This window comes from Streptomyces sp. NPDC041796, from assembly GCF_055590785.1.
Window position 1 is genome coordinate 245,671 of record NZ_JBVJAH010000003.1, and the last position, 24,793, is coordinate 270,463.

Below are 24,793 nucleotides of genomic sequence, written 5' to 3' on the forward strand. Positions count from 1 at the left end.
GGTAGGGGCGGGCAGAGCCGGTCAGCTGAAGCCCGTCGGCAGGTACTCGTCGACGTTCTCCTTGCTCACCACGGCCGAGTACAGGGTGATCGACGCCGGGATCTCCAGCTCCGACATGCCGCTGACGCCCTTCTTCTGGCCCAGCGCGCGGGCCAGGTCGATGGCGGAGGCGGCCATGGTCGGCGGGTAGAGCACGGTGGCCTTGAGGACGCCGTTGCCGGCCTTGATGGCGTCCATCGCCGACTTGGCGCCCGCCCCGCCGACCATCAGGAAGTCGTCCCGTCCCGCCTGCTGGATGGCGCGCAGGGCGCCCACGCCCTGGTCGTCGTCGTGGTTCCACAGGGCGTCGAACTGCTGCTGGGCCTGGAGAAGCTGGGCCATCTTGGCCTGGCCGGACTCGACGGTGAATTCGGCGGCCTGGCGGGCCACCTTCTTGATGTTGGGGTAGTTCTTCAGGGCGTCGTCGAATCCCTGGGTGCGTTGTTTGGTCAGCTCCAGGTTGTCCATGCCCGCCAGTTCGACGACCTTGGCGTTCGGCTTGTCCTTGAGCTGCTCGCCGATGTAGCGGCCGGCGTTGAGCCCCATGCCGTAGTTGTCACCGCCGATCCAGCAGCGGTACGCCTGCGGCGAGGCGAAGATCCGGTCGAGGTTGATCACCGGGATGCCGGCCCTCATGGCCTGGAGCCCGACCTGGGTGAGGGCCTTGCCGTCGGCCGGGAGGACCACCAGGACGTCGACCTTCTTGTTGATCAGGGTTTGGATCTGGCCGATCTGGGCGGCGGTGTCGTTGGATCCCTCGGTGATCTCCAGGGTCACCTCGGAGTACTTCTCCGCCCGCCGCTTGGCGTTCTCGTTGATGGCGTTGAGCCAGCCGTGGTCGGCCTGCGGTCCGGCGAAGCCGATGGTCACGGGGGTGCCGGGCTTGTCGTCGGCGGCGGGGACGTTGTTGGTGGCGGGGGCCGCGTTCTTGGGTTCGTTGCTGGTGCAGGCGGTCAGCAGGGCGCCGGCGGAGGCGGCGGCGGTGAGGGACAGCAGCCCTCTGCGGCTGGTTCGTGGCATGGCGGTGAAACCCTTCCGGTAGGGCGGTTCTGCGGGATGGCGGAGGTGTTCAGGCCTCGCCGGAGCCGCGGGCCGTGCGGCGCTGGACCAGGACTGCGGCGACGATGATCGCGCCCTTGGCGATCTGCTGGACATCGCTCTGGAGGTTGTTGAGGGCGAAGATGTTGGTGATCGTGGTGAACACCAGGACGCCCAGTACCGATCCGACGATGGTGCCGCGACCGCCGCTCAGCAGTGTGCCGCCGATGATCGCCGCGGCGATCGCGTCGAGTTCGTACAGGTTGCCGTTGGTGTTCTGGCCGGAACCCGCCAGGACGATCAGCAGGAAGGCCGCGATCCCGCAGCACAGTCCGGACAGCAGGTAGAGGTAGAGGCGCTGGCGGCGTACGTCGATCCCGGCGAGCCGGGCCGCCTCCGCGTTGCCGCCGACGGCGACGGTGCGCCGGCCGAAGGTGGTGCGGTTCAGCAGCAGCCAGCCGATGACGGTGACGGCGGCGAAGACGAGGACGAGCGGCGGTATGCCGAGGACGTAGGAGTCGGGCACGCCGAGGTCGAGGACGGACGGAACGGTGACGATCTGGGTCTTGCCGTCGGTGATCTGCAGGGCCAGGCCCCGCGCCGAGGCGAGCATGGCCAGTGTCGCGATGAAGGGGACCACCCCTCCGTACGCGATGAGCACTCCGTTCACGAATCCGCAGCCCAGTCCGACCACCACGGCCGTGAACAAGATGCCCACGAAGCCGTACTCCTGGGTGGCGACCGTGGTCGCCCACACGGACGCCAGGGCGACGATCGCGCCGACCGACAGGTCGATGCCGCCGCTGGTGATGACGAACGTCATCCCGACGGTGACGACCCCGATGACGGACGCCTGGGTGAGCACCAGTTGCAGGTTGGAGGTGTCGAGGAACTGGTCGGGCTTGGTGATGCCGCCGACCGCGATCAGTACGGCGAGCACACCGAGCAGGGAGAGGTTGCGGACGTCGGCCCGCAGCCCCAGGGGCGGACGGCCACCGGCCTTGCCGACGGGTGGTTCGGCGGTCGTGACCGGAGCGGGCTGCGTCATGACGTCGGGCTCCCTTCCATCACCAGGTCGAGTACGCGGTGTTCGTCGAGTTCTTGGGCGGGTGCCGTGTGCACGACATGGCCCTCCCGCAGCACCAGCACGCGGTCGGCGAGGCCCAGCACCTCGGGGACCTCGCTGGAGACGAGGAGCACGGCGAGCCCGTCGTCGGCGAGCCGCCGGATCACGGCGTACAGCTCGGCACGGGCGCCGACGTCGACGCCACGGGTCGGCTCGTCGAGGAGGAGGACTCGGCAGCCGCGCAGCAGCCAGCGTGCGAGGACGGCTTTCTGCTGGTTCCCGCCGGAGAGGGTGCGGACGCGGGCGTCGGGGTTGTCGGGGCGCAGCGACAGTTCGCGGGTGGCGTCGCGGGCAGCCGCGCGCTCGGCCGTGCGGTCGATCCAGCCGGCCCGGGAGAAGCGGGACAGGGACGACACGGAGACGTTGCGGGTGACGGATTCGAGCATCAGCAGGCCCTGCGCCTTGCGTTCCTCGGGGGCGAGCCCGAGCCCGGCGCGGACGGCGGCGCGGACGCTGCCGGGGCGCAGGGGGCGGCCGTCGACGAGGACGCGTCCGGCGGTGGGGCGGCGGGCGCCGTAGATCGTCTCCAGGATCTCGGAGCGTCCGGAGCCGACGAGCCCGGCGAGGCCGACGATCTCGCCGGGCCGCAGTTCCAGGTCGACCGGCGCGAACTCTCCCTGTCTCGCGAGTCCTTCGGCCTTCAGTACGGGGGGCCTGGAGGCGGTGACCGGCCGCTCGGGGCGCTCGGGGAAGACGTACTCGACATTCCGTCCGGTCATCATGGCAACGATGTCGCGCGTCGGTGTGTCCTGGGCGGACAGCCCCCCGGCCACGGCCCGTCCGTCCTTCAGTACGGTCACACGGTCGCCGATGCGGCGGATCTCCTCCAGGCGGTGGGAGATGTACACGACGGCCACCCCGTCGGCGGTGAGGTCGCCGACGATCCGGAACAGGTTGGCGGTCTCGTCGGGGTCGAGGGCGGCGGACGGCTCGTCCATCACGATGAGGCGTACGTCGTGGGAGAGCGCGCGGGCCATGGAGACGATCTGCTGCTGGGCGGCGGACAGGTCGCCGACCGGCCGGGCCGGGTCGATCTCCGGGTGGCCGAGGCGGCGCAGCAGGGCGGCGGTGTCGGCCCGGGCACTGCGGCCGCGTACGACGAAGCCGGCGGTGGTGGGTTCGTGGCCGAGGAAGACGTTCTCGGCCACGGACAGGCCCTCCACCAGGTCCAGTTCCTGGTAGATGGTGGCGATCCCGAGGCGCATGGCGGCGATGGGCGACTTCAGCGTGACCTGTGCCCCGCGCCAGGTGATCGTGCCGTCGTCGGGCTGGTGGGCGCCAGCGAGGACCTTGATGAGGGTGGACTTTCCGGCGCCGTTCTGGCCGAGGAGGCAGTGGACTTCGCCGGACCGGACCTCCAGGTCCACGCCGTCGAGGGCGCGGACGCCGGGGAACGACTTGGTGATGCCGGACATGGTGAGCAGCGGTGGATCGGGTGTTGCCATGACGAATCCCCTCGGCGGGCGCGGTGCGTGCGGTGCGTGCCGTGCGGTGCATGGTGCGTGTGGATGTGCGTGGGTGGGGCGGGCGGGCGGGTGCGTGCCGTGCGTGTGGGTGTGCGGGGCGGGGCGGGCGGGTGCGTGCCGTGCGTGTGGGTGTGCGGGGCGGGGCGAGCGGGTGCGTGCCGTGCGGGTGCAGTGCCGGTGGGCGGGCGCGGCGGGTTGCCGGGTGCGCGTGGTGTGCGGGTGTGCGGGGTGGTGCTGGTCCCGGCCGGCGGGGGGTCAGGCCGGGGAGAACAGGTGGTCGCTGATGAGCCGGGCGGCGCCGATGACTCCGGCGGTCGCGCCCAACTCCCCCAGGACGATGGGGAGGTTGCCGGTGGCCAGGGGCAGGGACGTGCGGTAGACCTGGGTGCGGACGGCCGCGAGCAGGTTGTGGCCGAGGCCGGTCACGCCGCCGCCGATCACGACCAGGCCGGGGTTGAAGAAGCTGACGAGGCCCGCGATGACCTGGCCGACGTGGTTGCCGCCCTCGCGGATCAGGGCGAGCGAGGTGGCGTCACCGGCGGCCGCGCCGGCGGCGACGTCCACGGCGGTGAGCCTCCCGGCCGCGTCCAGGCGCCGGGCGAGCTCGTCGGACTGGCCCGCGCGCGCCGCGTCCTCGGCGTCCCGGGCGAGCGCGGCGCCGCTGAAGTGGGCCTCCAGGCAGCCCCGGTTGCCGCACGCGCAGGCGCGGCCCTCGGGAACGACCTGGATGTGGCCGATGTCGCCGGCGCTGCCGGTCGTACCGCGGTAGACCTCGCCGCCGACGACGATGCCGCAGCCGATGCCGGTACCGATCTTGACGCAGAGGTAGTCGCGCGCGGAGCGGGCGACGCCCGCGTGCTGCTCCCCCATCGCCATCAGGTTCACGTCGTTGTCGACCATGACCGGGCAGCCGAGCTCCTGGCTGAGCGCCTCGCGGACGGGGAAGCCGTCCCAGCCGGGCATGATCGGCGGTGCGACCGGTACGCCCTCGGGGAAGCGAACCGGACCCGGTACGCCTATCCCGGCACCGTCGAAGCCCTCGGCGAGGCCGGACGCCCTGAGCTTGGCCGCCATGGCGAGCACCTGCTCGAACACGGCGACGGGGCCCTCGCGTACGTCCATGGGTTGGTTGAGGTGGCCCAGCACCTCCAGTTCGGCGTTGGTGACGGCCACGTCGATCGAGGTGGCGCCGATGTCGACGCCGAGGAAGCGCAGGCCGGGAGCGAGCCGGATGTTGTGCGACCGCCGCCCGCCCCGGGAGGCGGCGAGCCCGTCGGCCACCACGAGTCCGGTCTCCAGGAGCCGGTCCACCTCGACGGCCAGCTTGGAGCGGGAGAGGTCGACCTGATCGCCGAGCTGCGCCCGGGAGTTGGGCCCGCCGTCGCGCAGCAGCCGCAGCAACCGGGCCTGGTGCGCGTTGGCGGGTCGAGCCGTCATACGTCTCACGCGCCCCTCCCCGCCGTCGGTGTCCGGCCTTGGTGTGCTGCTTTCGAGGGGAACGTAGCAGCGCTTTGCCGCGGGGGGAAGAAGTTGCGCGGCAATCCGTGCCAACTTTCTCCACAGCCAGGACAAAGCCGGTGACGGTGTCCCAACTGGCCTGGGTGGTACGGGCGGTAGGGGCGGTACGGTGCCGGGGAACGGAAGAGAGGGGAGGTACGGGTGAGCCGGCTGATGCGGGCGTTCGGCATCGGGGTACTGGTCCTGGGCGGCGCCGGATACGGAGCGACCGCGTACATCAACAGCACCACCCACGCGGCCACGCCACCCGGCCCCTATGCGTCCGAGCCCCCGCCGGCGGACTGCGCCCGGCCGGGGAGGCACCCCGTCGACTGCCCGCCCCGGGGCGACGGCTGCCCCCCGTCCTCAGACCGCGACGCGCGAGCGGAGGGCCGGGGGCACCCGACGTGGCCGCCCGTTCCCGCGGCGGGCCCGACGGGGCTGTCGTCCGCGCACTCCGGCGACTTCCGGGCGGAGGTCCGTTTGTGCGCCGTGTACGTCCCGGACGACCGGGAGGGGGACTGAGCGGGGAGCCCGGGCGTCAGGGGACGCGGACGACCTGACCGGCGTACGAGAGGTTCCCGCCGAAGCCGAAGAGCAGCGCGGGGGCACCGGAGGCGACCTCGCCCCGCTCGACCAGCTTGCTGAGCGCCATCGGGATGGAGGCGGCCGAGGTGTTGCCGGACTCGGTGACATCGCGGGCGATCACCGCGTTGACCGCCCCGATCTTCTGCGCGACCGGCTCGATGATGCGCAGGTTCGCCTGGTGCAGCACGACCGCCGCCAGGTCCTCGGGCGCGATGCCCGCGCGCTCGCACACCTTGCGGGCGATGGGCGGCAACTGCGTGGTGGCCCACCGGTAGACGGTCTGGCCCTCCTGGGCGAAACGCGGTGGGGTGCCCTCGATGCGGACGGCGTGGCCCATCTCCGGGACGGAGCCCCACAGGACCGGTCCGATACCGGCGTCCGGGGCGGCTTCGACGACCGCCGCGCCGGCGCCGTCGCCGACCAGGACGCAGGTGGTCCGGTCGGTCCAGTCGGTGATCCCGGTCATCTTGTCGGCGCCGATGACCAGGGCGCGGCTCGCCGACCCCGCCCGTACGGCGTGGTCGGCGGTGGCCAGCGCGTGGGTGAAGCCGGCGCACACGACGTTGAGGTCCATGGTGGCGGGCGCCCCCATGCCCAGCCGGGCGGCGACCCGGGCGGCGGTGTTGGGGGACCGGTCGATCGCCGTGGAGGTGGCGACGAGGACCAGGTCCACGTCGGCCGGGGTGAGCCCGGCGGCGGCGAGCGCCTTGGCTCCCGCGTGGGCGGCCATCTCGTCGACGGGCTCGTCGGGGCCGGCGACGTGCCGGGTCCTGATGCCGACCCGGCTGGTGATCCACTCGTCGCTGGTGTCGACCAGTGCGGTCAGGTCGGCGTTGGTGAGGACCTTGGCGGGCTGGTAGTGCCCGAGCGCGGCGATACGAGTGCCCGTCATGCTCGGGACCCCCTTGGCTGGCGATGTACAGGAGCTCCCCAGTCTCGTCAGCAACTGACGAGTAACCGGTCGGGTGACCCGACAGGATTCACGCCCGCCTCTTGGAGAGTCCGTAACATCACCGGTTCCGGACGGGCTTCTGCGCACCTTCCTGCGCCCTCTCCCCCGCTTGTCGCGTCGACCACAGGGGTGCCCCGCGACGCCGGGTCCGCACGTACAGGACAATGAGAGCGCCGAGGTCACCTCGCCGCACCACACCCCGGTGACCACGGCGACCTCTGCATCGACCTTCAGAAGCGGGACTGATCAGCATGGGACGGGTCACCGAGCGCCGCCGCGTCATCCGCATCCGGGACGGAGCCGTCTCGACCCGTCCCGACACCCTGGTCGCCGAGGAGCCGCTCGAGATCCGGCTCAACGGCAGGCCGCTCGCCATCACCATGCGCACACCGGGTGACGACTTCGCGCTGGCGGCCGGCTTCCTCGTCAGCGAGGGCGTGCTGGGCGCGGCGGCCGACGTGCGGAACATCGTGTACTGCGCCGGCGCCAAGGACGACGGGACGAACACGTACAACGTGGTGGACGTACAGCTGGCGCCCGGCGTGGCCGTGCCGGACATCACGCTGGAGCGGAACGTCTACACGACGTCGTCGTGCGGCCTGTGCGGCAAGGCCAGCCTGGACGCCGTACGCACCACCGCCCGCTTCCCGATCGCCGACAGCCCACCGGTCCGGGTCGATCCGGAGCTGCTCGCCGCCCTTCCCGATCGGCTGCGGGCGGCGCAGCGGGTCTTCGACCGGACCGGTGGGCTGCACGCGGCCGCGCTGTTCTCGGAGGGCGGTGAGCTGCTCGACGTGCGGGAGGACGTGGGCCGGCACAACGCGGTGGACAAACTGGTCGGCCGGGCGCTGCGGGAGGACCTGCTGCCGCTGGACCGGGCGATCCTGCTGGTGTCGGGACGGGCGTCGTTCGAGCTGGCGCAGAAGGCGGTGATGGCGGGCATCCCGGTGCTGGCGGCGGTGTCGGCGCCGTCGTCGCTGGCCGTGGACCTGGCCGCCGAGACGGGCCTGACCCTGGTCGGCTTCCTGCGCGGCCGGAACATGAACGTGTACGCGGGTGAGGACCGGATCGCCCTCACGGCGGCCTCCCGGGGCTGACGCCCGGCTCCGTCCGGTGTACGGGCCGGGTCGGCCGGGGGTGGGGCACGCCCCGCGCCGGCCGGTTCCGCGCCCTACTTCTTGTTCGGCGGGTCGATCATCTGCAGCGTGAGCGTGGCCGGGGGTTCCGCGACCCCGGGCCCGCCCGCGTCGACCCACGCGAGGATGTCGTCCAGGCAGTCGTCGTCGAGCGCCCAGCCGATCCAGGCGGCACGGGCGCCCCGCCGCCGGGCCTCGGTGGAGGGCTGGACGACCACGACGTTGGCCTGCCCGCACGGCCCGAGGCAGTCGCTGGTACGGACGGCGAGCCGGCCGCCGGAGGCCGCCGCCGCCTCACGCAACCGGGCCAATTGACCGGCGTGGTCGGTGCCGGGGTGCTTGCGGGCGTCGCCGCAGCAGCAGCCTCGGCAGACGACGAGGGAACAGGGGCGTTGGGCGCCGGGGCGTATCCAGGTGCGGCCGGTCAGGGGTGCGGGCATGGGCGCCACGTTATCGCCGGTGTCGATCATCACCGGTGCCTGGGGGGACGATGCGCCGGGGGCGAGGTGGCCCTGGCCCCGTGACGGGAGCCGTCAGCGGCGTGCGGCCCGAGCCGGTCGCGGTTCCCCCGCGGGCGGCAGCTTCCGCACCGGGTCGTCCGCACGGCGCCTGGCGATGACCGCGCAGACCATCAGCTGCATCTGGTGGAACAGCATCAGCGGGAGCACCGCGAGCGAGGCGTGCGCGCCGAACAGCACGCTCGCCATCGGCAGGCCCGCGGCAAGGCTCTTCTTGGACCCGGCGAACTGGATCGCGATGCGGTCCTCCCGCCCGAAGCCGAGCCGCCCCGCCCCGTACCAGGTGAGCGCCAGCATCACGGTGAGCAGCACCGCCTCGACCCCCAGCAGCGCCGCCAGCCGCACGGGGGTGACCTGGTGCCAGACGCCCTGGACCATGCCCTCGCCGAACGCGGTGTAGACGACGAGCAGGATCGAGCCCCGGTCGACGTACCCGAGCGTCTTCTTGTGCCGGGTGAGGAAGCCGGCCACCCAGCGGCGCAGTAGCTGCCCCGCCACGAACGGCACCAGCAACTGCGCGACGATCTTCACCAGCGAGTCTGCCGAGAAGCCGCCGCCGCCTCCCAGCAGCAGGGCGGCCAGCAGCGGTGTGAGGACGATCCCGGCCAGCGACGAGAAGGAGCCGGCGCAGATCGCGGCGGGCACATTGCCCCGGGCCATCGACGTGAAGGCGATCGACGACTGGATGGTGGACGGCACCAGGCACAGGAACAGCAGCCCGCCGTACAGGGCGGGCGTCAGCACGACCGGGACGAGCCCCTTCGCGGCGAGGCCCAGCAGCGGGAACACCACGAACGTGGCCGCCAGCACGGTCACGTGCAGCCGCCAGTGCCTCAGCCCGTCCAGCGCCTCGCGGGTGGACAGCCGCGCCCCGTACAGGAAGAACAGCAGGGCGATCGCTCCGGTGGAGAGCCCGCCGACCGCCTCGGCGGCCGTGCCGGACGCCGGGAGCAGCGCCGCGAGGGCCACCGTCGCGAGCAGCGCCAGGATGTAGGGGTCGATCGGCGGGCGCGGGGCCAGGGTTCGGCGGCGGCTCATGTGCTCCACGTGCTCTCAGGTTCAGGTCGTGCCCTCTCCATCGTGCCCGCGGACGGGCCGATCGGGAATTCCGTACACCGCTCTGACTGTCATCACGTATCGCGATGACCGCGCTAGCCTTGGAACGGTGTACGAGCCGACCCAGCTGCGCACCTTCCTGGCCGTCGCGCAGACCCTGAGCTTCACCCAGGCCGCCCGCCGCCTCGGGCTGCGCCAGTCGACGGTCAGCCAGCACGTGCGGCGGCTGGAGGAGGCGGTGGGGCGTGCGCTGTTCACCCGGGACACCCACAGCGTGGAGCTCACCGAGGACGGCGAGGCGATGCTCGGCTTCGCGCGGACGATCCTGGCCGCGCACGAGCGGGCGGCGGCGTTCTTCACCGGTACGCGGCTGCGCGGGCGGCTGCGTTTCGGGGTGTCGGAGGACTTCGTGCTCACCCGGCTGCCCGAGGTCCTGGAGTCGTTCCGCCGCGAGCACCCCGAGGTCGACCTGGAGCTGACGGTCGGTCTGTCCGGCACCCTTCACGAGAAACTGGCGGCCGGGCGGCTGGACCTGGTGCTCGCCAAGCGGCGCGGCGGCGACGTCCAGGGCCGGCTGGTATGGCACTCCACCCTGACCTGGATCGGCGCGCCCCGGCTACGGCTGGACCCGGACCGTCCGGTGCCGCTGATCGTCTTCCCGCCGCCGGGCATCACCCGGGCGCGGGCCCTGGAGGCTCTGGAGGCACACGGCCGCCCGTGGCGGATCGTCTGCACGAGTACGAGCCTGAGCGGCCTGATCGCGGCCGCCCGTGCCGGTCTGGGCGTCATGGCCCACACCCGTGGCCTGATCCCCCCGGGCCTCACACCGGTCCCGGCGCGCGCGGGCCTGCCCGAGCTGGGTGACGTGGACTTCGTCCTCCTCCACGGCCGCCCGAAGGGCCCCGCCCAGGAGGCGGCGGACGCCCTGGCTGCGGCCATCCTCGCGGGCGGGGACCGGCTGCACGCCACGGCGGTCAGTCGGTGACGATGCCGCCGGCGAGCTCGATCGCGCGGAGGACGTGCGGTTCGAGGCCGCAGGTGCGGGAGAAGCGGGCGCCGGTGATGTTCTCGTTGACGCTGGTGATCGCGAGCACCTCGCCGGTCGCCGCGTCCCGGCAGGACAGCGGGGCGTGAGTGCGGCGTACAGATTCCGTGGAGATTCCGGCACCCGCTACTGACCGCCGGGTAAGTAGCGTGCGCGTGCCCACCCCCGTGGCCGGGCACTTAGCTTCTGACCTGTGGCGATGCCGTACGGACAGGGTTGACGAAGGCCCTCCCGCGCGGGTCCGGGGTGGGGTACCGTCACCCTCCGCCGTGCGGAGCATCCCCCAAGGAGCAGGCCATTGCGCGAGTTCACTGTCCCCCCCGTGGCGACGGCTCCCCCGGTCGGCGGACTCGCCGATTCCGTATTCGAGCACGCCGTGGACGATCCGGACCGCGTCGTGCTCGGGCGCAAGGACGCGGACGGGCAGTGGGCCGACGTGACGGCGGAGCGGTTCCGGGACGAGGTGCTGGCGCTCGCCAAGGGGCTGCTCGCGGACGGCGTACGGTTCGGGGACCGGGTCGCCATCATGGCGCGCACACGCTACGAGTGGACGCTGTTCGACTTCGCGCTGTGGACGGTCGGTGCCCAGTCCGTGCCCGTCTACCCCACTTCCTCCGCCGATCAGGTCCACTGGATGCTGCACGACGCCGAGGTGACGGCGTGTGTGGTGGAGCACGAGGACCACGCCATGACCATCGGCTCGGTGGTCGACCGGCTGCCCCGGCTGAAACGGCTGTGGCAGCTGGACGCCGGGGCGGTCACCGAACTGATGGAGGCGGGTACGCGCATCGACGAGGAGGTCGTGCAGCGGCACCGGCGGGCGGTGACGCCCGAGTCGATCGCCACGGTGATCTACACGTCGGGGACGACGGGCCGTCCCAAGGGATGCGTGCTGACCCACGCGAACTTCATGTTCGAAGCGGACACCCTGGTCAGCCGCTGGGAGCAGGTCTTCCACTCCAAGCCGGGCGACGAGGCGTCGACGCTGCTCTTCCTGCCGCTGGCGCACGTCTTCGGGCGGATGGTGGAGGTCGCGGCGATCCGCAAGCGGGTCAAGCTCGGTCACCAGCCGCAGCTCGCGGCCGGCCCGCTGCTGGCCGATCTGGCCTCGTTCCGGCCGACGTTCGTGCTGGCCGTCCCGTACATCTTCGAGAAGGTGTTCCAGGCGGCGCGGCGGCGGGCGGAGGCGGAGGGGAGGGCCGGGCCCTTCGACAAGGCCGTCGAGGTGGCGGTGCGGTACGCGGAGGCGCTGGAGACGAAGGCGTTCGGGCTGGGCCCCGGCCCGTCGGCGGCGCTGCGGGTGCAGCACCAGTTCTTCGACAAGCTGGTCTACGGGAAGGTGCGCGAGGCGCTGGGCGGGCGCGTTCGGCACGCGATGTCGGGAGGGTCGGGGATGGCCCGGCGGCTCGGGCTGTTCTTCGAGGGCGCGGGCGTCACCGTGTACGAGGGGTACGGGCTGACGGAGTCGGCGGCGGCGGCCACCGCCAATCCGCCGGAGCGGACCAGGTACGGCACGGTCGGCCCGCCGATCCCGGGGACGACCGTGCACATCGCGGAGGACGGCGAGGTGTGGCTGCGCGGGCCGCACGTCTTCGCCGGCTACCTGGGGGACCACGCCGCCACCGCGGCCGTGCTCCGCGACGGCTGGCTGGCGACCGGCGACCTCGGAGCGCTCGACGAGGACGGCTACCTGACGATCACGGGGCGGAAGAAGGAGATCCTGGTGACGTCGGGCGGCAAGAGCGTGCCGCCGGCCGGCCTGGAGGAGCGGGTACGGTCCCATCCGCTGGTCGCGCAGTGCATCGTGGTCGGCAACGACCGCCCGTACATCGCCGCGCTGGTGACCCTCGACCAGGAGGCGGTCGAGCACTGGCTGGCCATGCAGAACAGGCCGCCCCTGCCGCCCGCCGAGCTGGTGCGGGACCCGGCGCTGGAGACGGAGATACGGAGAGCGGTGGTGGCGGCGAACACCCTGGTGTCGCAGGCGGAGTCGATCCGTACGTTCCGGATACTGGCCCACCCGTTCACGGAGGAACACGGGCTGCTGACGCCGTCGCTGAAGCTGAAGCGGAAGGCGATCGAGGCGGCGTACGCGGCGGAGGTCGAGGCCCTGTACCGGTGACGACGGTCATCGGCGCGCCGGACGGTCCGGGCGGGGGAACACGTCTCAGGATGTGATCGTTGAGCCTGGAGTACCGACCGACCGACGTAAGGATCGACCGCTCGTGAGCATGGTCCCCTCCCTCGCCCTCAACAACGGTGTCTCCATGCCGCAGCTCGGCTTCGGCGTCTGGCAGGTGCCGGACGCCGAGGCGGCGAAGACGGTGGGCACGGCCCTGGAGGCCGGATACCGCAGTATCGACACCGCAGCGATCTACGGGAACGAGCAGGGCACCGGCGAGGCCATCGCCGCCTCCGGGATCCCCCGTGACGAGCTCTTCGTCACCACCAAGCTGTGGAACAGCGCGTCCGTGGCGTGGACGCGCGACGCCGTTCTGCGCGAGTTCGACGCCTCCCTCGACAGGCTCGGCCTGGAGTACGCCGACCTGTACCTGATCCACTGGCCCCGGCCGATGCGGGACGACTTCCTCACCATCTACCGGACGTTCGAGGAGATCGCGGAGTCGGGGCGCGCGAAGGCGATCGGCGTGTCCAACTTCCTGCCCGAGCACCTGAAGCGTCTGCTCGACGAGACGGCCGTGGTCCCGGCGGTGAACCAGATCGAGCTGCACCCGCGGCTCCAGCAGGCGGAGTCCCGGACGTTCCACGCCCAGGCCGGCATCGCCACCGAGGCGTGGTCGCCGCTGGGGCAGGGCAGGGGCCTGCTGGACGTGCCCACGATCGTCGCGATCGCCCGCAAGCACGGCCGCACCCCGGCCCAGGTGGTGCTGCGCTGGCACCTCCAGCTCGGCAACGTGGTGATCCCGAAGTCCGCGACGCCGTCACGGATCCGCGAGAACATCGACGCGTTCGGCTTCGAGCTGGACGCCGACGACATGGCTGCCTTCGCGGCCCTCGACGAGGGCCGGCGCCTGGGCCCGGACCCGGCGACCTACGACGAGAGCTGACGCCTGCGGCGGGACGCGAGGCCGCGCCGCGCGGAGAGCGGCGTGGCCGTCGTCGTGGGACGGCCGCGCCGTTCCTGGGGGTCAGGTGGTGAGCAGCCGGTTGAAGAAGGACCGGTACTGGCGGAGTGCCTTGCGGAGGTCCTCGGTGTCCACCTCCTCACCGCGGTTCCACTGACCCTCCAGGTCCTTCTTGTGGTCGGCGAACGTCGAGGCGAGCTGCCGCATGACGTCCGCGACGAGGGCGTCGGCCTTGTGCACGGCCTCGCGCGGGTCGTCGACGAACTGGGTCTGGATGTCCTGCCAGCGGTTCCGGAAGCCTTCCTCGTCCTCTTCGGCCAGGAGCTGCGGTGACTCGTCCGGGGCCGGGACGGCGACTTCCGGGGCCGGTTCGGGAGCCGGTTCGGCCGGCTCCGCTCCGGGGGTGCTCGCGACGGTGCTCTCGACGGGGAAGGCGGGGGCTTCGGGCCGCTCGCCGGTCGCTCCGCCCGTGCTGCCCGGCTGGGCGATGTCCTCGGTGGACAGGCCGCTCTCGCCGGGTACGGGTATGTCCTCGCGTTGCATGGTCTCCTCCTCCACCGTGGTCCGGTTCCCCGTGTCCGGGGGCCCGGCCGGACGGGTCAGGCCGAGGCGCGGTGGGACTGGCCGCCGTCGGACAGCAGCTCGTCGAAGAGGGCGCGGTAGTGCACCATCGCTCCGCGGAGCTGCTCGGTCGTGGCCTGGTGTTTCATGCTGAGCCTGTTGACCTCGTGGGCGGCGCGGTAGTGCTCGACGGTGCGGCCGTGTTCGACCGAGAGGTCCTTCAGCCGCTGGTCGAGGTCCTCGGTCGGGTAGCCGCGCTCCCGCATCAGTGAGGTCACCAGGAGGTCGGCGTCCTGCACGGCGTCCTCCGGGCGGTCCACGAACTCTCCCTGGACGTCGGTCCAGTTCCGGGTGTAGCGGTCCCGGACCTCGCCCGGCAGTGGCCGGATGTCCAAAGTGTCGTGACGTTTCTCGCGGGCGCTGAGGTCGCGCTCGGCCGCGCGCCGGCTTCCGGTGTCCTGGACGGTCCTCTCGTACTCCGGTCCGAACCGCTCACGCAGGCGCCGGCTGCGGAGGCCGAGGAAGGCGACCACGGCCAGGGCGGCAAGGATCACCGCGACGGGAATGACGATCGCCAGGAGGGTTCCAGTCGACATGGCCCGACCCCCTCATTCGAGTCCGATATGCCCCATTCAGGGTATCGCTCGCCCGACTGCCGGGAAACGCCGGGACCCGGAGGTGAGAGGAGGGTGAAATGATTGTCATTCGCTGCTGCGGCTAGGGTGTGGCCCCATGAACCGAGCCGCATCCGCGCGGGAGCGTCCCCCCGGCGCGATACCGCCGTCCGTCGCCCTCACCGGAGCCGTATCGCTTCTGCTCGTCGTCGGCCTGGCGCTGCCCGTGCTGGACCACCCCGGCTTCCGGGCATGGCAGACCGTCTGCGTGGCGCTCACCGTGCAGGCGCTGCCCTTCCTGCTGTTCGGCACCGTCGTCTCCGGAGCGGTCAACGCCTTCGTACCGGCACGGGTGTTCAGCAAGGCGCTCCCGCGCAACCCGGCGCTCGCCGTGCCCGTCGCCGGTGCCGCCGGTGTGGTGCTGCCCGGCTGCGAGTGCGCTTCCGTGCCGGTCGCGGGGAGCCTGATCCGGCGCGGGGTCACCCCCGCCGCGGCGTTCGCGTTCCTGCTCTCCGCCCCCGCGGTCAACCCCGTCGTGCTGGTCTCGACCGCGGTCGCCTTCCCCGGACAGCCGGGCATGGTCGCCGCCCGGCTCGTCGCCTCGCTTGCGACGGCGGCCACCATGGGCTGGCTGTGGCTGAAGTGGGGCCGGGCGGAGTGGCTGAAGATGCCTGCGCGGCACACCGGCCACCGGGCCGGACACAGCCGCTGGGAGGAGTTCCGGCTCGGGTTCCAGCACGACTTCCTGCACGCGGGCGGCTTCCTGGTGGTCGGCGCGATGGCGGCGGCCACCTTCAACGTCCTCGTCCCGCGCTCGGTGCTGGACGTCTTCGCCGACTCCCCCTGGCTGTCGGTGCTGTTCCTCGCCGCGCTCGCCGTCGTGCTCGCCGTCTGCTCCGAGGCCGACGCCTTCGTCGCCGCCTCGCTCACCGGCTTCTCCCCCACCGCGCGGCTGACGTTCATGGTGGTGGGCCCGATGGTCGACGTGAAGCTGATCGCCCTTCAGGCCGGTACGTTCGGCCGGGCCTTCGCCGTGCGCTTCTCGGCGGCGACCGCGGTGGTCGCCGTGACATGCGCCTGCCTGACCGGGTGGTGGCTGCTGTGAGACGGCACGTCCAGGCGGCCCTGCTGCTGCTCCTCGGCTCCGCCGTGCTGCACATCTCCCTGCTGAGCCAGGTCTACCTGCGGTACGTGAAGGAGGGCTTGCGGCCCTTCCTCGTCGCGTCCGCCGTGCTCCTGCTCGCGCTGGGGCTGATCGGCGCCGTACGGGACGGGCTGCCGTTCGCACCCCGGCGCGGCACGGACGGGGAGGCGGACGAGAAGGCGGACGACGGCCACGGACACGACGGCGGGCCGCGCGTCGCCTGGGTGCTGTTCCTGCCCGTCCTCGCCCTTCTGCTGTACGCCCCTCCCGCACTCGGCTCCTACACGGCGGCGCGGGAGACCGACAACACGGTCGCCGAGGTGTCGGAGTTCGACGCGCTGCCGGACACCGACCCGGCCCCGCTCGCCCTGTCCGGGTTCATCGCGCGGGTCCAGCAGGACCGCGACCGGAGCCTCGCCGGGCGCACGGTCCTGATGACCGGGTTCGTCACGCCCGCGCGGGACCGGTCCGGCACCTGGTACCTCACCCGGCTGGTCGTGAGCTGCTGCGCCGCCGACTCCAGGTCGCTGCGCGTCCGTGTGTACGGCAGGCCCGCGCCCCCCGCCGACACCTGGGTGACCGTGACGGGCACCTGGCACCCAGGCGGTGGCGGTGCGCTGGGGACGGCGACGGCCGCGGTGGCGCTCGACGCCCGGACGGTGGAGCGGGTGCCCGAGCCGGTCAACCCGTACCAGGACACCACGCCCCTGCTGCCCTGACGGCCCCGGCGGCTCAGCCGCGGCGGGCCGTGTACACCGTGCGGGCGGTCAGCATGAACAGGTCCGGGCGGTGGTGCAGGCCCCGCGGCTCGGCCGGGTCCAGCAGCCGGTCCAGCGTGGCCCGGTCCTCGGCCGCGAGACGCTCGCCGAGTGCCTCGCGGTGCCGGGCGAACCCGGCCACGATCTGCCGGCGCACGGCGTCGGTGACGGGCGCCGGCACGTCATGGAGGAAGGAGCGCGTCCCGCTCGGCACCAGGCCCGCGTCGGAGAGCAGGGACCGCCAGTCGTCGGTGTCCTCCTTAGCGCCGGGCAGCTCCGCCCGCATCTCGGTGAACCACTCGGCGTGCACGGCGTCCATCCGGGTCTCCAGCCCCGGGCGCCCGATGCCGATGTCCCGGGGCAGACGCCGGGTCGGCAGCCCGCCCTCCACCACGGCCAGCAGACCGCCCGGGCGCAGCAGGCCCGCCAGGTCGGCCACGGCCGCACGCTGATCGCCCAGGTGGTGGAGGAAGTCGGCCGCCCAGATGAGGTCGGCTCCGCCGAGCGCGGCGATCCCGTCCGGCAGTTCGGCGTGGCGCGTGGTGACCCGGTCCCCGAGGTGCGCGGCACGGGCACGCTCGCGGGCGCGTTCCAGGAGCTCGGGCGTGGCGTCGACGGCGACGACCTCCGCGTACGGGAACGCCTCGGCGAGCAGGCACGACAGCACCCCCGGGCCGCTGCCGACGTCAAGGATCCGGCGCACTCCGGCCGTGGGCACCAGTTCGCCGAGCCAGGCCGCGGCCTGCCGGTACAGCGGGCTCTGGAGTTCCGCGCCGTTCTCCAGCAGCGGCAGCATCTCGGTCCAGTCCATCTGGGTGTGGTCGTGGTGACCGTGGTGGTGTTGGCTCATGCCGCCAGGGTGGCGGTGGAGGTGCTGTCAGGGCGAGCTTTGTTGCTGCTTCGGCAAAGTCCCCCGGTCCCGCGTGCGGTGTTCCCGGGGGCTTGTGCCCCGTACCCGTTTGAAGGCCGCGCTCAGGGCGAACGAGCCGCTGTAGCCGACCTGCCTGGCCACCGCTTCGACGGTGGCGTCCGTCCCGCGCAGCAGGTCGGCGGCGAGGGCGAGCCGCCAGCCCGTCAGGTACGTCATCGGCGGCTCCCCCACCAGTTCGGTGAAGCGGCGCGCCAGCCCGGCCCGTGACACACCGGTCTCGGCGGCGAGCGAGGCGACCGTCCAGGGGCGGGCCGGGTCGTTGTGCATCAGCCGCAGCACCGAGCCGACCACCGGATCGCCCATCGCCCGGTACCAGCCCGGTGCCGCTGCCTCGGGGCGGGAGAACCAGGACCGGAGTACGGCGATCAGCAGCAGGTCGAGGATCCGGTCGAGGACGACGCTCTGGCCGGGCTCGTCCCGGGCGATCTCCTCCTCCATGAGCGGCAGGACGGGGCAGTTCCACTGTCCGGCGGCCAGGTGCAGCACCGGCGGCAGGGCGTCCAGGAGGCGGCGGCCGACCTCGCCTTCCATGCTGTACGTGCCGATCAGCAGGGTGTTCCGGCCGTCGGGCGCGTTGCCCCAGGTGCGTACGCCCAGGCGCATGGCCTGCTCCAGCGGCTCGCCCCGGAGGGTGTGGCAGGTGCCGCCCGGGCCGATGCGGGCGAGCGGGGTGGTGCCGGGAGCGTCGGCGACGGTGTAGGGGTCGGGGCCCCGGGCGATCGCGACGTCGCCGGGACGCAGGCACATGGGCTCGCCCCGGCCGCTGTCCGGGACGATCCACGCCTCGCCCTCGCTGACGCACATCAGGCACAGGGGCGCGCGGTCCTCGATGCGTACGGACCACGGCGGGTCCATGACCATCCTGAGGAGGAAGGCCCCACGTGCCCGTGGCCCGTCGAGCAGTCCGGCGAGTGCGTCCATGGGGTGAGCGTAGACGCGGACACGGGCTGGACGTACGCGTATGCGATTGAGGCTTTCACGCATGGGAAGTCCAGGCGCGGCCCGGGAACCTTGAGGCATGACAAAGGACTTGAGCGAGGTACTGGTGACGGCGGCGACCGGCAAGACCGGCCGCCGGGTGGTGGAGCGGCTCGTGGCACGCGGGCTGCGGGTGCGGGCGGGTTCCCGTACGGGGGCGGCCGGCGCGACGCTCTTCGACTGGGCGGAGCCGGGGACGTGGGCGGACGCGCTGCGCGGTGTGGACGCCGCGTACGTGGCGTACTACCCGGACCTGGCGGCGCCCGGCGCGGTGGAGGCTATGGGTGACTTCGGGCGGCTCGCGGCAGAGGCGGGCGTGCGGCGGACGGTGCTGCTGTCGGGGCGCGGGGAACCGGAGGCCGTCCGCGCGGAGGACGCGCTGCGCAAGGGGTGGGGCGGTGAACTCACGGTGGTACGAGCGTCGTTCTTCGCGCAGAACTTCAGCGAGGGCGCCCTGGCCGAGGGCGTGGCGGCCGGGGTGGTCGCCTTCCCGGCGGGTGGGACGGCCGAGCCGTTCATCGACGCCGACGACCTCGCGGACGTGATCGTCGCGACGCTGACGGAGGAGGGGCACATGGGGCGGGTGCACGAGGTGACGGGTCCCGCGCCGCTGACCTTCACGGAGGTGGCGGCCGAGATTTCCCGCGCGGCGGGGCGCGAGGTGCGCTATGTGCCGGTGACGGAGGAGGAGTACGCGGGGATGCTGAGGGAGTACGGGTTGCCGGCCCCGGAAGCGGCCTGGGTGGCGGGGTTGTTCGCGACCCTGCTGGACGGGCACAACGCGTCGGCGACGGACGGGGTCGAGCGATTGCTGGGGCGTGCGCCGCGGGACTTCGCCGGGTTCGCCCGGGAGGCGTTCGCCGGCTAGGGCGTGCCGGCCGGTGTCGCGCCGGTCGCCGTGGGCCCCTCCGGGGGGCGGGCCGTGGGACGGCGCGCCCCGCGGAGGGGGGAGGGGGGTCACCCCGCCGGCAGGGAAAGGTTCCAGAAGGCGGCGTAGCGGCGGCCGCGGCGCAGCAGTTCGTCGTGGCGGCCCTCCTCGACGACGCGCCCGGCGTCGAGGAAGACGATGCGGTCGGCGTGCTGGACGGTTCGCATCCGGTGGGCCACCATCACGACGGTGCGGCCCGCCATCAGGCGTTCGATGCCGGCGTGGACGGCGGCCTCGTTGACGGGGTCCAGTGCGGAGGTGACCTCGTCCAGCAGCACGATCGGCGCGTCCTTCAGCAGTGCCCGGGCGATCGAGACGCGCTGGCGCTCGCCGCCCGACAGGCGTGCGCCGCCCTCGCCGACGTGGGTCGCCCAGCCGTCGGGCAGGCGCTCGACCACCTCGTCCAGTCGCGCCGCGGCCGCGGCCGCCCGTACCTCGGCCGCGGTGGCGTCGGGGCGGCCCAGGCGTACGTTGTCCTCGATGGTGCCGTCGAAGAGGTAGACGTCCTGGAAGACGATGGCGAACTGCGCCATCAGTGTCGCCGTGCCGATCGCGCGTACGTCGGCGCCGCCGACGCGCACCGCGCCCGCGTCCACGTCGTGGAACCGTGCGAGCAGGTGCAGCAGGGTGCTCTTGCCCGCGCCCGACGGCCCCACCACCGCCAGCCTCTGCCCCTGGGGAACGGACAGCGACAGGCCGTCGAAGACCGTGCGCCCGCCGTGCCGGAAGGTGACCGAAGCGAACTCCACTCCGTGGCCGCCCGGTTCGACCGGATCAGGGGCCTGTGGCAGCGGCTCCGTACGCAGCACCGCGTCGATCCTGCCCAGTTCACCGCGCGCGGCGCGCAGTTTGCCACCGAGGTCGGCCAGCGACAGCAGCGGGTCCGCGCAGCGGGCGGCCAGCACCAGGATCGTCAGCAGCTCCGCGGCCCCGACGCGCCCGCCGAGCGCGAGGTACGCCCCCAGGACCAGCATGGCGGTGAACACCGCCTGCACCGTCAGCGTCAGCCCCAGCGCGCCGGGCAGCGCGGACAGCGTGGAGCGGCGGGAGGCACGCTGGACCTGCCGCAGGGCGTCGTCCAGCAGCCGGAAGCGTTCGGTGGTCCGGCCGCCGGCGCGCAGCACCGGCTGAGCCCGGAGGTATTCGACGACCCTGGCGGTGGCCTCGCGGTCGCGTGCGGCGCGCTCCGCGTCCTCGGTGGCCGTCGAACGTCCGGTCAGGATCTGGATCGCCATCACGACGGGCGCGGCGGCCAGCGCGGCCAGGCCGAGCTGCCAGTCGAGGGCGAGGATCACGGCGACGATCGTCAGCGGTGTCACGGCGGCGGAGACGAACGGTGCCAGCAGGTGCGCGATCACGCTCATCGCCCGCAGGACGCCCTGACCGGCCAGGACGGACACCTCTCCCACCCGGGCGGCGCCGTACCAGCCGAGCGGCAGCCGGGCCAGGTGGTCGCCGAGGCGGTGGTACACACCGCGCAGCAGCGCGGTCCCGACACGGAACCCCGACAGGTCGCTGAGGTAGCGCAGCACCGCGTAGGCCAGCACGGCGGCCCCGAACGCGCCCAGCCAGGGCCGGGCGTCGCCGGGCGCGCCCCCGAGCAGCGCCCGCAGCACGGGAACCAGCAGGGCGTAGGACAGGCCCTCGACGACCGCGGTCGTCGTCATCAGGGCGAGGGTGCGGCGCATCGGGGTCGCGTACTGGTGGCCCAGCACACGCAGCAGCATGCGGATCATCGTGGGTCGTCTCCTTGCCGTGTGCCGTCGGCCGGACGGGGGCCCGCCGCGTTCCGGGACCGCCACAGCGCGGCGAACCGTCCGTCCGCGTCCAGCAGTTCGGAGGGGCGGCCCCGCTCGACGATCACTCCGTCCTCCAGGACCGCGACGGTGTCGGCGCCGGTGACGGTTTCCAGGCGGTGGGCGATGACCAGGACCGTCCGGTCGGCCCGCCGCGTCTCCAGGGCGCGGCGCACCGCCCGCTCGGTGTGCGGGTCGGCGAAGGAGGTCGCCTCGTCGAGCACCAGGACGGGGGTGTCGGCCAGCAGCGCGCGGGCGAGCGCGATCCGTTGGGCCTCACCGCCGGACAGCCGGGCGTCCTCGCCGATCACCGTGTCGTATCCGCGCGGGAGTTCGAGGACGCGGTCGTGGATGTTCGCCAGCCGGGCGGCGCGCATCACCTCCTCCGGGCCGGCGTCCGGGACCGCCAGCGCGATGTTGTCCGCGACCGAGGCGCGCAGCAGGCGGACGTCCTGGAAGACGAAGGAGACCCGCCGGTACAGCTCCCGGCTGCCCAGCTCGCGCAGGTCGACGCCGCCGAGGCGGACGGAGCCGCTCGTCGGGTCGACGAACCGCGGCAGCAGCCGGACCAGCGTGGACTTGCCGCTTCCCGACGGTCCGACCAGTGCGGTGACCGTGCCCGGCTCCAGTACCAGGTCGATGCCGCGCAGTACGTCGCGGCCGGGTTCGTAGCCGAAGCGGACGCCGCGCAGCTCCACCCGGTGGCCGTGCGGCGCGACCGGGTGCGCCGGCTCCGGCAGCGGCGGCACGGCGAGCACGTCGCGGATCCGGCCGGCCGCGCGGCGTGCGGCCTGCAGCTCGTCGAAGCCGTGCCCGAGCGCCGCCACCGGGGCGGTGAGTCCCAGTCCCAGCAGCAGGAACGGCAGGAGATCGGCCGGGGCCATTCCGCCGCCGGTGATCAGCGCCGTGCCGCCGGTCAGTACGACCAGCAGCACGAACGGGGGTGACAGCGCCAGCTGCATCCCCGCGGCGATCGGGGAGATTCCGTGGACCCAGCGGCGGAAGGTGGCGACGAAGTCGTCGGCCGCGGTGCGGAATTCGCGGTGGGCGCGCTCGCCCCCGCCGAAGGCCTTGACCACGGCGATGCCCTGGACGAACTCGACGACGGAACTCGCGATGCGGGTCATCGCCGTGTCGAAGTCGGCCTGCTCGCGCAGCCGGGCGGGCGTCATCATCAGCGGGACCAGCGCCACCGCCGCGCCCACCGGGATCAGGGTGATCAGTGTCAGGCGCCAGTCGACGGTGAAGAGGTAGGCCAGTGACACGAGCGGCACGACGAAGGCGGAGGCCAGCTCGCCGGGGGTGTGCGCGATGAATGGATGCACGGCGCCGACGTCGTCGCCCACCAGCTTGGCCAGTTCGCCACTGCGGCGGCGGGAGAGCCAGCCGAGCGGCACCCGCCCCAGCCGCGCGGCCAGCCGCCGCCGGAGAGCCAACTGCACCCGCCCGTCGAGCAGGTGACCGATCCCGGCCGCGGCGGCGGTGAACAGCAGCCGGACGAACAGCCCGGCCGCGCCCGCGAGCACGATGAACCGGACGTGGCCGGGGTCGGCCGGGCCGGGCGCGAGAAGCGTACGGCCCAGTTCGACGACCGCCAGCAGCGGCGCCAGGCCCGCCATCGAGCCGAGTGTCTGCAGAACGATCACGGCGGCGAAGCCCCCCGCGTACGGACGCAGCAGCCCGGCCGTGCCGCGCCCTTCCGAGGAGACTTCCGGCGCGGGCCCGGCGTCGTCGGGCGGCCGGGGGGTCGGTGTCCTCGTCCCGTCGAGTTCTCTGGTGGTCATCGCCCTCTCGTTCTCGTCGGTCCCCCGCTCACACCGGGGGATTCTTACGATGTAAGGCTGGAGCTCGACGCTATACTTACGCCGTAAGAATGGTCAACCGGTCATGGGGCGGCCGGCACGGAAGGAGAGGCACCATGGGGGCCAACAGGGCCCGCGGGCAGCGCGCGGGGCTCACGCGGCAGGCCGTCCTGGAGGCGGCCGTCCGGCTCGTCGACCGGGAGGGGCTCAAGGCCCTCTCGATGCGCCGGCTCGGTGCCGAACTGGGCGTGGAGGCGATGACCCTCTACCACCATGTCCCCAGCAAGACCGCCCTGCTGGACGGGATGATCGAGCAGGTCGTCGCCGAGGCCGTACCCCCCGCGTTCGGCGCCGCCACCTGGCGGGAGGACCTGCGCGCCTACGCCCACGCCCTCATGGCGGCGCTCGGCTCCCATCCGCACGCCGTGCCGCTGCTGCTGTCCCGGCCCGCCCTGACGCCCCGCAACCTGCGGACGCTGGAGGCGGTGGTGGGAATGCTGTACGAGGCGGGCTTCCCCCTGCCCAGGACGCTGGACGTCCTCTACTCCCTGACCAGTTTCGTCGTCGGTCACGCCGCCGCGCTGGCGGGCAATGTCGACGGCGGGGCCGACGGCCTGGCCACGCTGGACGCGGACGCCTACCCGCTGCTGGTCCGCGCCGCCCGGGAGGCGGGCGAGGACGCGGCCGAGGCACGCTTCGACTTCGCGCTCGACGCCCTGCTGTCCGGCTTCGCCAGGGAACTCGCGGACACCTGACGGCTCATGTACCGCCGTCGGCGTACCGGTCCGCCAGCGTGCGGACCGTCTCGGCCAGGCGGGTACGCAGCTCGGGCGGGGCGAGCACCTCCACGTCCGCGCCCAGCGCCAGGAACTGGTCATGGGCGCGGTCCGGCGACTCGACGGGCAGCCGGGCGCGCGTCCAGCCGCCGGGTTCGGGGGCGCCGGTGGCGGCGGCCCGGGCGGCGGCGCCCGTGAGCCGGGCGACACCGCGCGGCGAGAGGCGGACGAGGGCCTCGCCCTGGTGCAGGCGGGCGTGGAAGTCCCGCTGGTACGCCTGCCAGTACGCGGCCAGGTCGAAGTCCTCCGGCACGTCGAACTCGTCCCCGGTGACCGTGAGCCGGAGGATCTGGTCGACCCGGTACGTACGTGGCCCCGACCCGCCGGGGCGCGCCGCCACGACGTACCAGCGGCCCGCCTTGAGAACCAGCCCGTACGGCTCCAGACGGCGGTCGACGTCGGTCGGCTCGGTCCAGCGGCGGTAGCGGACGGCGAGGACCCTGCCGCGCCACACCGCGTCGGCGACGGCGGGCAGGAACGGTACGTCGTCGTCCGGCGCGTACCAGCCGGGCGCGTCCAGGTGGAACCGGCGGCTCATCCGGTCGGCCTGCGCCCGCAGTTCGGGCGACAGGGCGGCACGCAGCTTCAGCCTGGCGGCCGCGAGCGCCGGGCCGAGCCCGAGGTCGGCGGCCGGGCCGGGGAGCGCGGTCAGGAACAGGGCCTCGGCCTCACCCACGGACAGGCCGGTCAGACGGGTCCGGTAGCCGGCGAGCAGCTCGTAGCCACCACGGTGTCCGGCGTCCCCGTACAGCGGGACGCCCGCCGTGTGCAGGGCCTCGACGTCCCGGTAGACGGTGCGGACCGACACCTCCAGTTCGGCGGCGAGCTGGGCGGCGGTCATCCGGCCCCGGGTCTGGAGCAGGAGCAGTATCGACAGGAGCCGGCTGGACTTCACCGA

Annotated in this window: 24 protein-coding genes; 9 read left to right on the forward strand and 15 right to left on the reverse strand. The window is 73.1% G+C overall.

Features of this window, described 5'->3' with window-relative positions; all coding sequences use genetic code 11:
- Positions 1-21: 21 nt before the first annotated feature.
- From ACZ6C1_RS07260 to ACZ6C1_RS07275, 4 genes are all read right to left on the reverse strand, one after another.
- Complete coding sequence (locus ACZ6C1_RS07260) at positions 22-1,059, reverse strand: substrate-binding domain-containing protein (protein WP_469238679.1); 1,038 nt, start codon at positions 1,057-1,059, stop codon at positions 22-24.
- 49 nt (positions 1,060-1,108) lie between these two features.
- A complete protein-coding gene (locus ACZ6C1_RS07265) occupies positions 1,109-2,125 on the reverse strand; it encodes an ABC transporter permease (protein ID WP_469238680.1) in 1,017 nt (338 codons plus the stop codon).
- Positions 2,122-3,648 carry a sugar ABC transporter ATP-binding protein gene (locus ACZ6C1_RS07270; RefSeq protein ID WP_469238681.1) on the reverse strand — a complete coding sequence of 509 codons (1,527 nt, stop codon included), beginning with the start codon at positions 3,646-3,648 and terminating at the stop codon, positions 2,122-2,124. The genes ACZ6C1_RS07265 and ACZ6C1_RS07270 overlap by 4 nt, the downstream gene beginning before the upstream one ends.
- Positions 3,649-3,924: 276 nt before the next feature.
- A complete protein-coding gene (locus ACZ6C1_RS07275) occupies positions 3,925-5,106 on the reverse strand; it encodes an ROK family transcriptional regulator (RefSeq protein ID WP_469238682.1) in 1,182 nt (393 codons plus the stop codon).
- A gap of 222 nt (positions 5,107-5,328) precedes the next feature.
- On the opposite strand from ACZ6C1_RS07275, the gene ACZ6C1_RS07280 reads away from it, so the two are divergent.
- Positions 5,329-5,691: a hypothetical protein gene (locus ACZ6C1_RS07280; RefSeq protein ID WP_469238684.1), complete on the forward strand. Its 363-nt coding sequence runs from the start codon at positions 5,329-5,331 to the stop codon at positions 5,689-5,691.
- Positions 5,692-5,707: 16 nt separating this feature from the next.
- On the opposite strand, the gene ACZ6C1_RS07285 is transcribed toward ACZ6C1_RS07280, so the two are convergent.
- Positions 5,708-6,646 carry a beta-ketoacyl-ACP synthase III gene (locus ACZ6C1_RS07285; protein WP_469238686.1) on the reverse strand — a complete coding sequence of 313 codons (939 nt, stop codon included), beginning with the start codon at positions 6,644-6,646 and terminating at the stop codon, positions 5,708-5,710.
- Positions 6,647-6,957: 311 nt separating this feature from the next.
- Between ACZ6C1_RS07285 and fdhD the strand changes: the two genes are divergently transcribed.
- Positions 6,958-7,803, forward strand: coding sequence for a formate dehydrogenase accessory sulfurtransferase FdhD (gene fdhD / locus ACZ6C1_RS07290; RefSeq protein ID WP_469238688.1), 846 nt, complete (start codon positions 6,958-6,960; stop codon positions 7,801-7,803).
- Positions 7,804-7,877: 74 nt separating this feature from the next.
- On the opposite strand, the gene ACZ6C1_RS07295 is transcribed toward fdhD, so the two are convergent.
- Both ACZ6C1_RS07295 and ACZ6C1_RS07300 read right to left on the reverse strand, forming a co-directional pair.
- The gene (locus ACZ6C1_RS07295; protein WP_469238690.1) at positions 7,878-8,282 is read right to left on the reverse strand and encodes a (2Fe-2S) ferredoxin domain-containing protein; all 405 of its coding nucleotides are present in this window, start codon (positions 8,280-8,282) and stop codon (positions 7,878-7,880) included.
- Between the two features lie 93 nt (positions 8,283-8,375).
- A complete protein-coding gene (locus tag ACZ6C1_RS07300) occupies positions 8,376-9,398 on the reverse strand; it encodes a bile acid:sodium symporter family protein (RefSeq protein WP_469238692.1) in 1,023 nt (340 codons plus the stop codon).
- A 127-nt stretch (positions 9,399-9,525) separates the two neighbouring features.
- Between ACZ6C1_RS07300 and ACZ6C1_RS07305 the strand changes: the two genes are divergently transcribed.
- Entirely contained in the window at positions 9,526-10,401 is an 876-nt protein-coding gene (locus ACZ6C1_RS07305; RefSeq protein ID WP_469238694.1) for a LysR substrate-binding domain-containing protein, read from the forward strand.
- On the opposite strand, the gene ACZ6C1_RS07310 is transcribed toward ACZ6C1_RS07305, so the two are convergent.
- Positions 10,391-10,624 (reverse strand): hypothetical protein, encoded by a 234-nt coding sequence (locus ACZ6C1_RS07310; RefSeq protein WP_469238695.1) that lies wholly within the window; start codon positions 10,622-10,624, stop codon positions 10,391-10,393. The two genes, ACZ6C1_RS07305 and ACZ6C1_RS07310, sit on opposite strands and share 11 nt — an antisense overlap.
- 159 nt (positions 10,625-10,783) lie before the next feature.
- On the opposite strand from ACZ6C1_RS07310, the gene ACZ6C1_RS07315 reads away from it, so the two are divergent.
- Together ACZ6C1_RS07315 and ACZ6C1_RS07320 are read left to right on the forward strand one after the other, a co-directional pair.
- Positions 10,784-12,583: an AMP-dependent synthetase/ligase gene (locus ACZ6C1_RS07315; RefSeq protein WP_469238696.1), complete on the forward strand. Its 1,800-nt coding sequence runs from the start codon at positions 10,784-10,786 to the stop codon at positions 12,581-12,583.
- Positions 12,584-12,686: 103 nt separating this feature from the next.
- Positions 12,687-13,529, forward strand: coding sequence for an aldo/keto reductase (locus ACZ6C1_RS07320; protein ID WP_469238698.1), 843 nt, complete (start codon positions 12,687-12,689; stop codon positions 13,527-13,529).
- Positions 13,530-13,610: 81 nt separating this feature from the next.
- Here ACZ6C1_RS07320 and ACZ6C1_RS07325 read toward each other — a convergent pair whose 3' ends face one another.
- Both ACZ6C1_RS07325 and ACZ6C1_RS07330 read right to left on the reverse strand, forming a co-directional pair.
- Positions 13,611-14,090, reverse strand: coding sequence for a hypothetical protein (locus tag ACZ6C1_RS07325; RefSeq protein ID WP_469238699.1), 480 nt, complete (start codon positions 14,088-14,090; stop codon positions 13,611-13,613).
- 56 nt (positions 14,091-14,146) lie between these two features.
- Positions 14,147-14,704, reverse strand: coding sequence for a hypothetical protein (locus ACZ6C1_RS07330; RefSeq protein ID WP_469238700.1), 558 nt, complete (start codon positions 14,702-14,704; stop codon positions 14,147-14,149).
- A 136-nt stretch (positions 14,705-14,840) separates the two neighbouring features.
- On the opposite strand from ACZ6C1_RS07330, the gene ACZ6C1_RS07335 reads away from it, so the two are divergent.
- Together ACZ6C1_RS07335 and ACZ6C1_RS07340 are read left to right on the forward strand one after the other, a co-directional pair.
- On the forward strand, positions 14,841-15,827 hold the full coding sequence (locus ACZ6C1_RS07335) for a permease (RefSeq protein WP_469238702.1): 987 nt from the start codon (positions 14,841-14,843) through the stop codon (positions 15,825-15,827).
- Positions 15,824-16,585 (forward strand): TIGR03943 family putative permease subunit, encoded by a 762-nt coding sequence (locus ACZ6C1_RS07340; protein WP_469238704.1) that lies wholly within the window; start codon positions 15,824-15,826, stop codon positions 16,583-16,585. Before ACZ6C1_RS07335 ends, ACZ6C1_RS07340 begins: the two co-directional genes overlap by 4 nt.
- Before the next feature lie 13 nt (positions 16,586-16,598).
- Here the strand turns inward: ACZ6C1_RS07340 and ACZ6C1_RS07345 are convergent, their stop codons facing one another.
- Together ACZ6C1_RS07345 and ACZ6C1_RS07350 are read right to left on the reverse strand one after the other, a co-directional pair.
- Positions 16,599-17,474 carry a class I SAM-dependent methyltransferase gene (locus tag ACZ6C1_RS07345; protein ID WP_469238705.1) on the reverse strand — a complete coding sequence of 292 codons (876 nt, stop codon included), beginning with the start codon at positions 17,472-17,474 and terminating at the stop codon, positions 16,599-16,601.
- Between the two features lie 27 nt (positions 17,475-17,501).
- Positions 17,502-18,476, reverse strand: a complete 975-nt coding sequence (locus ACZ6C1_RS07350) for an AraC family transcriptional regulator (protein WP_469238707.1) — start codon at positions 18,474-18,476, stop codon at positions 17,502-17,504.
- Positions 18,477-18,573: 97 nt separating this feature from the next.
- Here ACZ6C1_RS07350 and ACZ6C1_RS07355 point away from each other — a divergent pair, with 97 nt between their 5' ends.
- Complete coding sequence (locus ACZ6C1_RS07355; protein ID WP_469238709.1) at positions 18,574-19,401, forward strand: NmrA family NAD(P)-binding protein; 828 nt, start codon at positions 18,574-18,576, stop codon at positions 19,399-19,401.
- Positions 19,402-19,490: 89 nt separating this feature from the next.
- Here ACZ6C1_RS07355 and ACZ6C1_RS07360 read toward each other — a convergent pair whose 3' ends face one another.
- On the reverse strand, positions 19,491-21,197 hold the full coding sequence (locus ACZ6C1_RS07360; protein ID WP_469238710.1) for an ABC transporter ATP-binding protein: 1,707 nt from the start codon (positions 21,195-21,197) through the stop codon (positions 19,491-19,493).
- Complete coding sequence (locus tag ACZ6C1_RS07365; protein WP_469238711.1) at positions 21,194-23,041, reverse strand: ABC transporter ATP-binding protein; 1,848 nt, start codon at positions 23,039-23,041, stop codon at positions 21,194-21,196. Before ACZ6C1_RS07365 ends, ACZ6C1_RS07360 begins: the two co-directional genes overlap by 4 nt.
- A gap of 134 nt (positions 23,042-23,175) precedes the next feature.
- Between ACZ6C1_RS07365 and ACZ6C1_RS07370 the strand changes: the two genes are divergently transcribed.
- Positions 23,176-23,814 carry a TetR/AcrR family transcriptional regulator C-terminal domain-containing protein gene (locus ACZ6C1_RS07370; protein WP_469238713.1) on the forward strand — a complete coding sequence of 213 codons (639 nt, stop codon included), beginning with the start codon at positions 23,176-23,178 and terminating at the stop codon, positions 23,812-23,814.
- Positions 23,815-23,818: 4 nt separating this feature from the next.
- Here the strand turns inward: ACZ6C1_RS07370 and ACZ6C1_RS07375 are convergent, their stop codons facing one another.
- The gene (locus ACZ6C1_RS07375) at positions 23,819-24,790 is read right to left on the reverse strand and encodes a helix-turn-helix transcriptional regulator (protein ID WP_469238714.1); all 972 of its coding nucleotides are present in this window, start codon (positions 24,788-24,790) and stop codon (positions 23,819-23,821) included.
- Between the last annotated feature and the right edge of the window lie 3 nt (positions 24,791-24,793).